Here is a 13,583-nt window from a genome sequence, read left to right as displayed (position 1 = left end):
GCCTTGAAATCAATTTCAAGGCTCATAGTTAAAGTCCGTTAAAACGGACTGAATAATACATCATCATTCTTCTAAATGTAATTATATCCTGATAATCGGGATGAGCTGGTATTATTGCTGAGTCGTCTTCAGACGACTTTGGCTATGAGCCTGGGAATTGATTCCCAGGCGGATGCGCGGGTAATACTTATTACCACGATGTCACACCATCTTCAATTAATTTTCACCAATGATAACATATTGATTGGCACTTATTACCACGATGTCACACCATCTTTAATCAATTTACATCCCGTTAACATATTGATTGGATTTATTACCCCGCTGTCACACCGCCTTGAAATCAATTTCAAGGCTCATAGTTAAAGTCCGTTAAAACGGACTGAATAATACATCATCATTCTTCTAAATATAATTATATCCTGATAATCGGGATGAGCGGGTAATACCATAACATTGCTGGAAAATAAATGGCTCACCCTAAACAATAAACTTTAGGGGCGACCCGCTTAGCCTAATTAAAAACACCAATCCACTCAATTTGCTCGGTCGCCCTCTCCCCCGACCCTTGGCTCAAATAATATTTTTTCGGAGCTTATCGGTCGATACTAAAATTAAATAGCTTAGTATTTTGACGGGTACTCCAATAATCCTTACCTTGAATGTGCTTCAGTTGAGCGTCTAAGGCTTGAACCACCTGATTCAAGGACATTTGTTTATAATAGCGGAAATTTTCAAGAAACATTTTGTCCTCCAAACTGAGTTGACTATAGCTTTGGCATAATAAAGCGTTATATCTGGCGGTAGCAGCTTGGAGTGATTGTTGGTAAGTATCTTTAGGCATAAGTCTAGAGGAGTAGACTAACTGTGAGTTCTCAGTAATTAGCTTTATTTTGACCGATAACAATTAGCGATCGCCTCAGTCTGGATAGGGATTTTTGAGCCGGGATAATTCTTCAAAGGAAGAGACTTACCAGATCCCACGGAACCAAGGCGTCTAAAAAATTAAGCAATCTAAAGGAAAATCCTGGTAGCTAAAGATAGCTACCAGGGAACTGCATCTACAACTAAGAGTTTGCTTCCTTGTCCTTGCTTTTTAAGCATAATCCGTTACTCTAGGAGTTAGAATCAGTGAAATTGCTGAATTTTTGCGATCGCTTCTGCCCAGATTAGGGAAAAATACCTATAGGCTTGGGTTTGTGGTTGTGTCATGGAAGAATCCCTAATCACCAATCAGATGAAACTCAACATTCTGCCGATCTTCTTACTCCTAACGCCCTTTTTGACAGCCACTCCCCTAAACGCGGAAAATCCTGACCATCTGAAACAGTTACAAGATACTGGCGAATGTTCTACCTGTGACTTGACAAATGCCGATCTGAGTAATAGTAACCTGAGTCAAAGTATTTTAACGTATGCCGACTTGAGTCAAGCCAACCTCACCCAAACGACTCTCAGTGATGCTAACCTCAAATATGCTGACCTGATTAATGCCAACCTCAGTAACGCTGACTTAAAAAATGCTGATCTAACTCGCGCCTTTCTGGGTGGTGCAGATCTCAGGGGTGCAGATCTCAGAGAAGCCAACTTCAAAGCGGCTAACCTAAGTAATGCTACTCTCATTGGTGCGAACTTAACCCAAACGCTGTTAAGTTTAGCCAACTTGAGTGAAGCCAATCTGTCTCAATCGATTCTCACCTTAGCCGAACTCAGAGGCGCTGATCTCAGACGTGCTAATCTGGATAATGCTCGACTCAATGGTGCTAATCTGCAAGCCGCTAATCTCACAGAAGCTAACCTGAGTAATGCCAGACTTAATAATGCAAATTTAAATGGCGCTTACCTCAGAGGTGCTAATTTGAGTAATAGCTTTTTAACGAATGCTGATTTGCGCGAAGCCAACCTCTGGGATGTTGACCTGAGTCGTGCTAACCTACAAGATGCCGATTTAACTGGTGCAGTATTCTGTAATACCACTTTACCCGATAGAACTATTTCTAATCGCGATTGTCCCTAACGTGGCGCTTCTCGATGTTTATTACCTCAACCCAACCGACAAGAGTGACGTTTACCTCTTAGGTGGTTTGTCAAGGCACAAGCAAGGTTTAAGGCAATGTCATTTACCTTTTTCCTACTTAAAAAACAGGTTGCAATACCTCCACCTGCTTCAACTCCAATTCTTGCTCAAATATCTGATCAATCGGTAACATTTGACCCTTATCTGTCATAAACTTATGGTCTTTTGTCGCCCGAATTGTCGAACCATCATCTAACAGATATTCAAACACCTCTTGTTCACCACGATTATGCCATTGTACAATGGGTTGGGTGTAAACATAGCCATGCTCATCCACACTATAAACCGTACAATCAATTCCCTTTTCTACTATTTCCCCAATCGCCACAGCGCCATATTCAACCGTGAGAATCTGCGTGTCATAACTCAAGCAATATTCAGCAAATAGTATCATCTGCTCGAATAACTCTTCCGCAATTCGCTTCGCTACACCATTTTTTGCCGCACCATCGATAAAAATGTCTCGATGTTTTTGCATTTCTGAAACTTTCTTCTTTCCCATGGCACGCCTTAGCAAATCCGCTTGACCCAGGGAATACCCCGCCAAATCCTGAGCCATTTTCATGATCTGCTCTTGATAACAAAGCGTACCATAGGTTTCTTTTAGAATTGGCTCTAATAGAGGATGTTGGTACTCAACTTTTTCTTTCCCGTGTTTCCGGTTAATAAATTTAGGGATCAGACCCGCATCCAAAGGTCCGGGGCGATACAATGCCAAAATCGAAGAAATATCTTCAATACTCGACGGTTTTAGCTCCCGCACCACCTGGCGCATCCCAGAGGATTCTAACTGAAAAATTCCCTCTAACTCGCCTTTCTCTAAAAGCTGATAGGTCAGTTTTATATCATCCGGGATTTTATTCAATTTTCCCTTTGCCAAAATCTGAAACGCCTTCCGTTCAGCCAGGGGTAAGTGATCGAGATCTAAGGTGAGATCTTTATTTTTGCGAATCAATTCCGCCGCTTTTTGAATCGTGGTTAAATTTTTAAGACCTAGAAAATCCATCTTCAACAGTCCCAGAGATTCTAAGTCTTCCATAAAATACTGGGTAATCACTGCCCCCTCATTATTCACCTGCAAGGGAACAATTTCATCTAAAGGTTCGGCAGAAATCACCACCCCCGCCGCGTGAACGCCAAAGGTTTTATTGGTTCCTTCAATCCGAATTGCCATATCCAGCCAGCGCTGAACTTCGGGGTTATTTAAGTAAGCATCTCTAAACTCTGGTGAGGGTGTGTCCTCAGAAATCATTACCTTTAACTTCGTAGGTTTTCCCCGTGAAACTGGAATCATTTTCGCCATCCGATCCGATTCCCCATAAGGAACACCCAAAACCCTGGCGACATCTTTTAATACGGCTTTCGAGGTCATCCGGTTAAATGTAATAATTTGTGCCACCCGATCTGCCCCATATTTCTGGGTGACATACTCAATTACCTCATCCCGGCGTTCAATACAGAAATCGGTATCAATATCCGGCATAGACTTCCGTTCTGGATTGAGAAAGCGCTCAAATAAAAGCCCATGATGCACTGGATCAATATTAGTGATTTTCAGGGAATAGGCAACTAAAGAACCCGCTGCTGAACCCCGTCCCGGACCCACGGGAATTTTCTGATCTCTGGCATATTTAATATAATCCCACACGACTAGAAAATAGGTGGAAAATCCCATCTGTTGCATCATTTTCAGCTCATATTCCAGCCGTTCTTTATAGACGGGATCAATGTCACTGCGAGAACGGCATCCCATGCGATTTAATAGTCCATTCCAAGTGACTTCTTCTAAGTAACTATCGGCGCTGTGACCCTTGGGAACCGGGTAATCGGGGATGCGCGGTTCCCCCATAATGTCGTAACGTTTAACCTTTTCAGCTACCTCCAGAGTATTCGCGATCGCCTCTTGGATCACTCCGAAGGGTAAATGATCCCGAAATAGCTGTGCCATCTCCTCTGCGGACTTGAGATACTCGGTGCCGGAGTAGCGCATCCGCTTGTCTTCTGCCATTAATTTACTCGTCTGCATACAGAGTAAGGCATCGTGGGCTTCGACATCGTAACAAGAGATAAAATGGGAGTCATTCGTCGCGACGATTTTAATCTCTAATTCACGGGCAATTTTAACAATTTCTACGTTAACAATCCGGTCTTCAATCGACCCATGATCTTGAATTTCTAGATAATAATCGTCGGCAAAAACCTCTTTATACCATTTGGCAAGTTCTCGTGCTTTTTGCACGTCACCCTTGAGAATCGCTTGGGGGACTTCTCCGCCTAAACAACCACTGGTGACGATTAATCCATCACGGTACTGTTTAAGTAATTCTTTGTTAATACAAGGACGCTGAAAAATTCCTATTCCTTGGATTCCTTTCAGATGAGAAATTGTCGTCAGTTTGACTAAATTTTTATAGCCTTGGGTATTTTTCGCCAAGACAACTTGATGGTATTTACGCTGTTTCTTCTTCGTCTTATCCTGAATATCCCCATTAATCACATACATTTCATTGCCGATAATCGGCTTAATCCCTTTCCCCCGACAGACTTTAATCAACTCGATCGCGCCGTACATTACCCCATGATCCGTCAGTGCGATCGCACTCATACCCAATTCCACCGCCCGATCCACTAATTGCGGTAGCTGGGACGCGCCATCAAGTAAGCTGTAGTCACTGTGAATATGTAGACCGACGAAGGACATAGAACCTACACAGATAAGGATTCAGTTAAGGGGCGATAGGATCGGGCTATTGATAACGGGCGCGATCGCTCACGTTCATGATAAGCTGACGGGTCTAATGATATTCCCAAGTAATCCAGATTTACCCTTCTTCCCCTATACCCTATATATAAGGATACATCATTCAGGTTAACCCTATATTTAGTGATTAGGCATTGGTCATTGGTCATTTGTCATTCGTCATTGGTGAACCGGGGGTTGGTGAACCGGGGGTTGGTGAACCGGGGGTTGGTGAACCGGGGGTTGGTGAACCGGGGGTTGGGCGAAGCATTCGCGTTGAAACTTTGGTAGAAAACCGATCAATTTGGGCGCGAATGCTTCGCCCCTACGAATGCATCTGCATCTCTATCGTCCCTGTTTAGAAGAGGCGATCGCAACAATACCATAAACCCTGATTCCTTGCTGGCGTAACACTTGCGTGGCTGAACGGGCTGTTGCGCCTGTGGTGTAAATATCGTCTAAAATCAGTACAGGTGAATGGGGTGGACGTTTGCCAAAGCGCTTACCCACGGCAAAAGCCTCCGTGAGATTTTGCGATCGCTCCTTTGCCGATAAGCCAAACTGGGCTTGAGTCTCGCGAACACGTTCTAAACCGTGAGGCTGATAATTATACCCTGTAAATTGACAAAAACTCTGGGCAAGGAGTTCAGCTTGATTAAATCCCCGTTGTTGTCGCTTGCTGGGGTGAATGGGAATCGGAATCACGGTTAATTTTTTACTCTGCTGCGCCGCCGCCGATTTTAGCCAAGTTTCACCCAACCAAAATCCCAGGGGACGGGCTAGCTGAGTGTGATTCTCATATTTTAGCGCCGCGATCGCACGTTTGAGAGCGCCGCCATAATCTCCCCAGACAAATATCGGTAACTCCCCTTGCCAGAATTGACTCGGATGCTTCAGTTGACAGCGTTGTAACTGACGCTGACAGTATTGGCACAATTCAGCATCAGTGGCGCGATCGCATAATGGACAGTTTGACTTCAGGAATAAAGACAGTAAGCTATTCCTCAACTGTCCGATTCCTCCTTTCATCTCTTTATTGTCAATTTTCCATGAACTCAGGCTAATTATTATACCATGAAAAATCTTCTCATTTCCCCCCTGTTCCCTGTTCCCTTAAGCCACATCCAATAAAAACATTGACAAAAACCCCAAATACAACAAAAGGGCAAACAAAACGACCACAAATGGCGGCGTGAAAATTACTGGAAAATTTGTTTCCTCCAAAAGACTTGGTAAGAACCCTTGATAGCAGATATTATCGCCGCAGGTTCCGTAATTAAACAGAATAACAAAGGTTTGCAGCGCAATAATTCTGATTAGAAAATTTCCCTTTATTTTCACCTTCATTCGTCTCTTTGCAGTCCGGGCAGTCGCACTAAAGAACAAAAAGATTGTCGTCGCAATGTAGAACAATCCCGTAAAGGCGATGTAGAAAAAGATTGACATCCAGCCGCCAGATGTCATAAAAAAGAGTGGGATGCTAATTGTTACATAAACCAGGTAAAAACTAAAGACCAGCCAAATGTTGGTTGTAATCATTGAAGTTATAACCCTTGCCAATTCACAAACAGCTTTATTCCAGCCTCTATAAAAACTTAGAGCTGGATAGAAATAGGTAGAAGTTGAATCCTGGTTTAATGATTATTTGGACGAGATGCAATACTCATTTATTTCTCAAACAGAGTGATTACAATCGTTTAACCCATTAGATCCTGCACCATTAGATCATCCTTAGTTACGCTAGTCTTCAAACCCCAATACTTCGTCAAGTTAAAGGGCTTTACGTTTATACCTACTAATCAACGAACGACTATCCGGAATCACCGTTGATGTAGCGGAAGCAGGGTGCAGGGGTGCGGGGTAGCAGAGGTGTCTAGAAGATGATGAAGATGGGGGAGGGTATTCCAGACATAGTATGCTACTTCTGTTCCCGGTTCAGAGTTCCCTAACGAATGACGAATGACTTAAATTGATACTTCCTCAATATCAGCCAAATTGGGTAATAAATCATTATCACTAACCGAACTTTCCCCAGTTCGCTGACAGCGTATCACAAAGCTACAGTTATCGCATTTACCCGCCGATATTGGCACTTGGGGAAACGGGATATGATCATTTTGATAGCGGTGTAACCATCCTGATAAGCGAGTGAGCAACTCGGTTAAATCCGCTTGTGTTTTTTCATGTTGTACTCTATCGTAGGCAAAAGTAAGACATTGGGGGCGGGGTTTAGACTTCACAAACCAGTACGTCATTGAAATCTGTTCGGGTAAATAATCACTGGTTTGAAGCAAAATATATCGGTATAAGCGAGTTTGCCAATCTTTGGCTAACCGATGACGATTTGTTGGTAGAGGATAAGTTTTCCAGTCGAGAATTTGGGCGCTTTTTTCGTCTTCAATAAATAAGTCGTAAATAACCGTTAGTAAATAGCCTTGAACCTTTAATGTGCGACAATGCTCAGCATCCCGAAAGGTTTGAGAATTGCGGGTAAATACATCGGGTGCTGCATCCATTAACGCCGTAACCCAATGATTGAGTTGGGGATTATCCTTCAGCAACGAGTCTATCGGTAATCCGAGTTCTCGTTGTTGCATCAACAGGTGAAAGTAACTTCCCCACGTCAGACGTTCTTGTTGTTCTGGTGAAACAGGACTTCCGAACTGATCCACATACATCAGTTGAAATTTACGAGGACAGGTTTCTAAAAGATTGAGCTGTCCTTGGGATAAGCGAGTCAGGGAAACTGGAGTTTGATCAGGATTCATGGTTTGGTGAGGACAAATACACTATCTTTATTCCCTCGTCCAATCCGGAGATTTTCGTCGAGATAGGTAGTCTCCAACCAGCCCCGTTGCTCTCGACTTTGAATGTTAAAATCAAGAGCAGCGAATTTTTTTCCAGTTTCAATTTGCTGGATAAAATTAGTGGGAGATTGATACTTAATTAAGCGCTGTAATCCGACAACAGACCGATCAAAATTGACATTAACTCGGCGTTCGGAAACAGGTTCAAACCGCGCTCCCACACTGACAATTCCTTCCAGATAAGGCAAACTAGAAACCTCGGCAATGTTATAAATCTTCGCGTCAGCGGTGCGAATACATTGGTAAATTTGACCCAATTGCCACAGGGGAAACCGACCCAAGTTTAACAAATCGCTGCTAGTTGTGTAGAGTAATCGCCAGTTCCCTTCGAGCAAATCCGGCGCTTCCAGAGGACGTGGCGTGGGGTTGCGGTCTTCTAATTGGGCAACGGCTGCCAAAATCGCTGTTTTTTCAGTTTCCGTTGCCAATAACCCCCGATTTTTTCCCGCGATCGCTTCTAGTAATGTGGCTTTGTTAACCATCTGTAGTCCTGACAATCCACTGTTAAATATGGTATCATTAATATCGACTTACTGTAGCTTCCTATGTATAATCCTTCTTTGCGTGAAGAGTCTCGTGAACAACTCGCTCCCATCATTCCAGTTCAGCGTGAAACCTCAGTTTTAGATTGGTTAGAACAGACGAATCGTTTGCTGGCGCGTGATGTTAGCGAGGAGGATGTCCCTGATGATGAAGAGGAAATCTCGGAACTGATGGGTGTAGATGACAATGATTATGATGACGACGATGATGATGATATAGCCGATGAAGATTAACGGACGGGCATAAAATCAGGATAAACTAGGGCGCGATCGCTTATTTGATAAACCGCGCCCTGATCCCCAAAGCTAACACCATCAAGAAAGCTAACCCCATAAATCCCGCGATCGGGTTACCATCGACTCCGGTTATCCAGGGAGAAACTTGACCCGAATACTGCACCAGTTGTCCCACATTAATGATGTAATAGCCCCAAACCAACCCCCCATGTAAACCAATGGGTAAACCCAAACGCCCTTGTCCTCGCTTTGCCCAAACTAAGGTTAATCCCAACAGCACTAACCCCGGAAATCCCGGTAACGTGCGGATAATTTCTGCGAGAGGTTTGAGAAAATGCAGCGTAGCAAAAATTAGCGCATCTGCCCAAAGAGATAGTTTAGGAGAATAGTCTCGCTCCAACTCATCCAGTAACCAACCCCGAAATACTAACTCCTCTGCTAAGCCAATACCCAGAGCGCTAAGCAATCCTTCTAAAATAATCCGCCCCAGTTGTTTCGGGGGAGATTGAAAGTTTAGCCAGCCTAATCCCCCCTCTAACACAAACAAGCCTAGGGTAAAAAATAGACCAATACTTAACCCATTGAGCAAGTCTATCCCATTGCGCCGAGAGGAGTACAACCCATACTGCTTTAACAGTTGAGGTTCTCCATAAACTGAGCGTCCCCAAACTTTTAGTAGCCCGAGAAATTCCCCAAACAATAGCGCCATCGTTAGAATAGTGACTAGGTTTGAGTCATCGACTAAAAGGTAGATTGGCGCAGCTAACGGTAACCAAAATAGCCCTAGGGTAACAACAAACAAACCCAGCCGCACAGGTGCTGGGTATTGTGCCAATTTCGGGAGGTTTTGTCTTAAAATGTTCAGGACTTACGTCTCCCTATTCATCCGGTTCAATCGTACTGGTTAAGCCGTGATTCTTCAAGGTTTCACAGTAGAACTCTGCATGTTCCAGAGCGCAGGTGATGACTAGAGCAATTCCTGAGTTGTGCGCTTCCATCATAATATTGACAGCTTGCGGCTGAGTCAAACTCGGTACCGTCTGTATCAAGGCTTGCACCACATGTTCCATCGGGTTGAAATCATCATTGTGGAGCAAAACACGATAGCGAGGTGCGGGTTTCCGAACAGTTGATGTTGAACGCTTCTCAATCGTTTCCACAGACACGGCTAGGCTTCTCCCTCTCGTTCTAGTGTTTACAAAAAAATAGTTGCTGGGGTACAGTTCCCCATTTTAGCTTTTTCTTTATATTACTCAACAATTATCAGACCAATCACCCGATTTGGCGAGTAGAGATAGCCGAATCTTGACTCGATTCCACAATCCTTATAGTCTTAATGTGTGACTAAATAACCTGAAATGACACACAAACTCATATTTAAGCTCAATAGCACGCTCCAGTCAGGATTTTTGGATCGCCTCCATCATTGCTATACCGTAGGGTGGGCATTGCCCACCAACCAAAATTTCAGTACCATTCCATTTAAAGGATGCCAGTTTTGGCAGGTATTAGAGACAATAATCATTCTTGGGATAAAACATTGCGAATCGCTTGTGAATCCTGCTCTAAATCATCTTCAGTGTAGGGCAAATAGGCTTTTTCACGCTTTAGAAATTCATAAGTTTCCCAACGGGATGAGAAGTTAAGCATTTGGCGGACTTGGGCGGCTCCAATCTGTCCTTTGCGATAGTTATCAGCCGCGATGAGTTCTAAAATTCGGCGGGAGATGTTGACAGGTTGCAGTTGTAGTTGATTGGCGATTTCGTCAGGAATTTCGATCGTGATTTGCATGGTAAGCTTTTAATTGAATTTGTAGGGTTTAAGGTGATTCTTTTCTACGTCGTCCACTTCTATCCTTGGGCGCAAAATGAAGCATGACTGGGATATGTCTGACATGAAAGGCTTGACCTGATCGTTCATATCTATGAGTTGATATAAAAGCTAGGCTTCTAATGTGGCAATGTCTAAAACTATAATCTGCTAAGCTTTTTTCAAGCAAGTAATTTTGCCATTTTTCCATGATTGAGCTGGCATCTTCATCACGGATATAAATTAATAAACCGCCATGTTCTTGATTAGAGTCGCCACTTGAGTATCTTGTAGTGAGCTGTAGAAAACCTTCCCACAAATAATTGTTGTCTTTATAAATCTTTGCTTCTCCAAGCCACAAAAAACCATTCTTTCTAACAGTAATGTCAACATGACCACCGCTTTTCGTGTCATGTGATGCATTATACCCGAAATTACGCAATTGATTCACGATGTCTATAGTCAATCGGTCTTCTGTGTCATTTTGGCGCAGTTCAGGATTTTCTTGAATTTGATAGATTACTTTATCTATGTCTTCGTAGAAACCTCTGATAAAATCATATTCAAAGCCTAAATTATTTGCTTCCTTAGCTTGCTGATCAATTCCGTAGTTGTAGAATCCATAGCGTGATTGAATCGCATCAATTGCCCAAGATACTTGCTCTCTAGCGCCTCTAGAATTGCGTTCAAACAACCATGCTTGAATTGCTTCATTATCTCCAAGCTGATTGAGTATTTCATACGTCATTCCAGGAATAGAAACTCTACGATCCTCTTGCCATGGGGAAGGTATTTCGACACTTTCAGGCGAATCATCTGAAGGATGGTAATGCCGCAATGCTTTAAGGAGTTCTGGAATCGCTTCTTGTTGATTAAAGTTCGCTAATGACATAGCCGCACTTCTGCGGACGGCATAATCTGGGTCTTTTAGTGAAGATCGCAGTGCAGAAATTACTTCATCCTTCTCGAACATACCCAGCAATTGAGCAGCAGTAATTCTAATTCTTCGATGCTCTTTATCTAATAAACCTTCTAAAAACATTGGAATAGCAGCATTATTAGCAAAATTGCCCAGAACAACAGCCGCACACCATCTAATATTCCAATCTGAATTGTTTAGGTGAATAATTAAGTCATTTGTTGCATTGGTTCGCTTGTGTTCAATTAAAGTTTTTGCTGCCTGCTTCCGAATAGATGAATCTGGGCTTTTTATCAGGTTTGTTAGGGCAGATACTGCCTCATCTGCATCAAATAATCCCAAACTCCTAATAATAGCTTGATAACCTTGTGGATTTTGCTCATCGTGTAATTTCTGAATCAATTTAGACGGAGCATCTGAATATCCTACCTGGGATAGTAAGTCTGACGCTTGTCTGAACTGCTCCGGATCTCTAGTGTTTTCCAATAAATTTAGTGACCATTCCGCACTAAATTCTGGATCTATAGTTGAAAGTAAACTACCGAGTTTAGGCTGTAACCAAAAGTAGATATAGGGAGAAGATTCATCAAGAAGCTTATGTAGTTTTAATGCAGCATCTTTTTGGGATAGCTTTGCTAGTGCTTCAATAATTTCTATTTCTAGTGACACTGTTCGGTCAGTTAGTGTCCGGGAACCATTTTCTTGAGGAATCCATCGGTCTAACTCTGACAGCATCCGGAGCAAGTCGGGTATTGCTTCTTGATACCCCAGAAAACCTATCCAAGCAGCCGCTTTTCGGGCAATATCTATATTTGAGTTTTTCAGAAATTGTCGTAGCTTTGGCAAAGCTAACCTAGAGCGTGTCCTTCCCACCAGCTCGATTTGTAGCCAATCCGAAACTTCTGCCTCATCGAATAATTTAGCTACACTTACTAACCCAATGGTTTGTTCCTGAAAATCCCGCTTTACTTCTCCCGCTAGCCTTACACCTAACATCAAATCCACATCTAGTGCCAGCTCTATTGTTTTTGTTGCATAGGTTTCAGTAATTTCTGGTAGCCCAAACATAATGGCAATTGGCTCTGTCCATTTCAGGTGGTTGAGATAATGACACTTCAGTTTTTTTACACCTGCCTCATTCGTTAGAAGTTCAGGTACATATTTGAGCAAGTATTCCGCCGCGTAGTATTCCTGAATTAGTTGATGGTGAAAAGTGATTTCTTGATCAGAGACTCTTTCTAAAAGGTGATACTTAAGCAACTCTTCAATCCGGGAGGAAGTACCATAATGCTCACCAAACCTTTCAGCGATAACTTTTTCTGCTCGCTGATCAGAGATAATTAACCCAGGATCAGTTGGCTCCGGATTGTTCAGCATTGTAAACGCCAGATGTTCCAACCAGCGATTCCAACCTTTACGGCGTTCATCTGTAACGGGTGCGTCTTCCTTATATTTTTTGAAAGACTGGAAAAATTGACGGAATGCTTCTCCCAACGTCTCGACAACAATATCCTTCTCCTGAAACAATTGATACAGCATCCATAAAACAAATGGCGTGCGGCTCAACTCTCGATTGTCTCGGCTCAATAATTGCAAGATTTGTTCCGCTTGAGTGGGGATACATTCTTGTAAAAAGCGATTGATTTCTGAAGGATTGAGAGGTTGAATTTCCAATCGCCTTTTGATGCCCAAATCGCCGCTACCTAGCTCTCGCGTTGTACAGATGAGTGGTACTTCTGAATATTGGCACTCCTCACGAAATGCTTTAAGTTCTGTACGAACGGTGTCTGCTGGCATCTCGTTAAAGCCATCCAAGAGCAGAATCAGCCGTTTCTGAAACAATAGTTCTTCAACGTCTGGAATTTTCAGTCGTAGTTGTGGCTTAAGGGCATTTCTAATCAAAGTCAACATCCCCGAAGGATCTTCAGAGGTAGAAAAACGGATGTTGTACCTTTTCAACGGAACCAGCACAGGAATTCGAGGTTCTGGTTTCTCAAGCTCCTTTTTTGCCAAACTGACTAAACAACGCAAAAGCGCGGTAGATTTGCCGACACCGGGCGAACCTACCAGTAAAATATGCTCGGATTCAACATAATTCTGGATTCCTTTAAGTATTGGCAGTGGGACTATTTGTGGCTTATCTTCTTGTCTCTTCTCTTCAGTTTGCACCATCTGCTCAAATGAGAAGGTTGCCTGTTTAGCCGCGATTGTTTCAGTCAACGCATCCACAGCCCACCACTTTTCGTAGCAGTGGCAAATGTTTTTTAGGTAATCCTGAAACTTGCTAGGCGCAATCATGGGAAAGTGATGTTATATCCATCTTAAGAGGAATGGCACACTCCTTAAGTCTGGTGGGCAGTGCCCACCCTACGGTCTATCAAGGGTTTCGACG

At 43.0% G+C, this 13,583-nt stretch carries 13 protein-coding genes; 2 read left to right on the top strand and 11 right to left on the bottom strand.

The genetic code is table 11. The features are described 5' to 3' along the window. Positions 1-595: 595 nt before the first annotated feature. A complete protein-coding gene (locus ACLGGO_RS11885) occupies positions 596-844 on the bottom strand; it encodes a hypothetical protein (RefSeq protein WP_446337102.1) in 249 nt (82 codons plus the stop codon). 366 nt (positions 845-1,210) lie between these two features. Between ACLGGO_RS11885 and ACLGGO_RS11880 the strand changes: the two genes are divergently transcribed. Next, entirely contained in the window at positions 1,211-2,017 is an 807-nt protein-coding gene (locus ACLGGO_RS11880; protein ID WP_446419464.1) for a pentapeptide repeat-containing protein, read from the top strand. 118 nt (positions 2,018-2,135) lie between these two features. On the opposite strand, the gene ACLGGO_RS11875 is transcribed toward ACLGGO_RS11880, so the two are convergent. The 6 genes from ACLGGO_RS11875 to ACLGGO_RS11850 all read right to left on the bottom strand — a co-directional run bounded on the left by ACLGGO_RS11875 (position 2,136) and on the right by ACLGGO_RS11850 (position 8,166). Beyond that, on the bottom strand, positions 2,136-4,778 hold the full coding sequence (locus ACLGGO_RS11875; RefSeq protein WP_446419463.1) for a DNA polymerase III subunit alpha: 2,643 nt from the start codon (positions 4,776-4,778) through the stop codon (positions 2,136-2,138). 5 nt (positions 4,779-4,783) lie between these two features. Then, positions 4,784-4,987 (bottom strand): hypothetical protein, encoded by a 204-nt coding sequence (locus ACLGGO_RS11870; RefSeq protein ID WP_446419462.1) that lies wholly within the window; start codon positions 4,985-4,987, stop codon positions 4,784-4,786. 175 nt (positions 4,988-5,162) lie between these two features. Further along, complete coding sequence (locus ACLGGO_RS11865; protein ID WP_446419461.1) at positions 5,163-5,846, bottom strand: ComF family protein; 684 nt, start codon at positions 5,844-5,846, stop codon at positions 5,163-5,165. Between the two features lie 84 nt (positions 5,847-5,930). After that, positions 5,931-6,356, bottom strand: a complete 426-nt coding sequence (locus ACLGGO_RS11860; RefSeq protein ID WP_446419460.1) for a hypothetical protein — start codon at positions 6,354-6,356, stop codon at positions 5,931-5,933. Positions 6,357-6,781: 425 nt separating this feature from the next. Continuing rightward, entirely contained in the window at positions 6,782-7,585 is an 804-nt protein-coding gene (locus tag ACLGGO_RS11855; protein WP_446419459.1) for a PD-(D/E)XK nuclease family protein, read from the bottom strand. Then, positions 7,582-8,166 (bottom strand): PAP/fibrillin family protein, encoded by a 585-nt coding sequence (locus tag ACLGGO_RS11850; RefSeq protein ID WP_446419458.1) that lies wholly within the window; start codon positions 8,164-8,166, stop codon positions 7,582-7,584. Before ACLGGO_RS11850 ends, ACLGGO_RS11855 begins: the two co-directional genes overlap by 4 nt. Positions 8,167-8,229: 63 nt before the next feature. Here ACLGGO_RS11850 and ACLGGO_RS11845 point away from each other — a divergent pair, with 63 nt between their 5' ends. Then, positions 8,230-8,460 (top strand): DUF3134 domain-containing protein, encoded by a 231-nt coding sequence (locus tag ACLGGO_RS11845; RefSeq protein WP_446419457.1) that lies wholly within the window; start codon positions 8,230-8,232, stop codon positions 8,458-8,460. Between the two features lie 40 nt (positions 8,461-8,500). Here the strand turns inward: ACLGGO_RS11845 and ACLGGO_RS11840 are convergent, their stop codons facing one another. The 4 genes from ACLGGO_RS11840 to ACLGGO_RS11825 all read right to left on the bottom strand — a co-directional run bounded on the left by ACLGGO_RS11840 (position 8,501) and on the right by ACLGGO_RS11825 (position 13,489). After that, positions 8,501-9,298 carry a CPBP family intramembrane glutamic endopeptidase gene (locus ACLGGO_RS11840; RefSeq protein ID WP_446419456.1) on the bottom strand — a complete coding sequence of 266 codons (798 nt, stop codon included), beginning with the start codon at positions 9,296-9,298 and terminating at the stop codon, positions 8,501-8,503. A 43-nt stretch (positions 9,299-9,341) separates the two neighbouring features. Then, positions 9,342-9,629: an ATP-dependent Clp protease adapter ClpS gene (clpS, locus tag ACLGGO_RS11835; RefSeq protein ID WP_446348685.1), complete on the bottom strand. Its 288-nt coding sequence runs from the start codon at positions 9,627-9,629 to the stop codon at positions 9,342-9,344. A gap of 355 nt (positions 9,630-9,984) precedes the next feature. Continuing rightward, positions 9,985-10,254, bottom strand: a complete 270-nt coding sequence (locus tag ACLGGO_RS11830) for a UPF0175 family protein (RefSeq protein WP_446361049.1) — start codon at positions 10,252-10,254, stop codon at positions 9,985-9,987. A gap of 28 nt (positions 10,255-10,282) precedes the next feature. Beyond that, on the bottom strand, positions 10,283-13,489 hold the full coding sequence (locus tag ACLGGO_RS11825; protein ID WP_446419455.1) for a HEAT repeat domain-containing protein: 3,207 nt from the start codon (positions 13,487-13,489) through the stop codon (positions 10,283-10,285). Positions 13,490-13,583 lie beyond the last annotated feature (94 nt).

Source organism: Coleofasciculus sp., from assembly GCF_046565525.1.
Lineage (GTDB): Bacteria > Cyanobacteriota > Cyanobacteriia > Cyanobacteriales > Coleofasciculaceae > Coleofasciculus.
This window is presented reverse-complemented; position numbering and strand designations above follow the sequence as displayed.

Bases quoted from the DNA above. Each gene is read 5' to 3' on its own strand.
- ACLGGO_RS11865 (WP_446419461.1), bottom strand. From the start codon at position 5,846: ATGAAAGGAGGAATCGGACAGTTGAGGAATAGCTTACTGTCTTTATTC.
- ACLGGO_RS11880 (WP_446419464.1), top strand. From the start codon at position 1,211: ATGGAAGAATCCCTAATCACCAATCAGATGAAACTCAACATTCTGCCG.
- ACLGGO_RS11860 (WP_446419460.1), bottom strand. From the start codon at position 6,356: ATGATTACAACCAACATTTGGCTGGTCTTTAGTTTTTACCTGGTTTAT.
- ACLGGO_RS11830 (WP_446361049.1), bottom strand. From the start codon at position 10,254: ATGCAAATCACGATCGAAATTCCTGACGAAATCGCCAATCAACTACAA.
- ACLGGO_RS11845 (WP_446419457.1), top strand. From the start codon at position 8,230: ATGTATAATCCTTCTTTGCGTGAAGAGTCTCGTGAACAACTCGCTCCC.
- ACLGGO_RS11850 (WP_446419458.1), bottom strand. From the start codon at position 8,166: ATGGTTAACAAAGCCACATTACTAGAAGCGATCGCGGGAAAAAATCGG.
- ACLGGO_RS11825 (WP_446419455.1), bottom strand. From the start codon at position 13,489: ATGATTGCGCCTAGCAAGTTTCAGGATTACCTAAAAAACATTTGCCAC.
- ACLGGO_RS11885 (WP_446337102.1), bottom strand. From the start codon at position 844: ATGCCTAAAGATACTTACCAACAATCACTCCAAGCTGCTACCGCCAGA.
- ACLGGO_RS11855 (WP_446419459.1), bottom strand. From the start codon at position 7,585: ATGAATCCTGATCAAACTCCAGTTTCCCTGACTCGCTTATCCCAAGGA.
- ACLGGO_RS11875 (WP_446419463.1), bottom strand. From the start codon at position 4,778: ATGTCCTTCGTCGGTCTACATATTCACAGTGACTACAGCTTACTTGAT.
- ACLGGO_RS11870 (WP_446419462.1), bottom strand. From the start codon at position 4,987: ATGACCAATGACCAATGCCTAATCACTAAATATAGGGTTAACCTGAAT.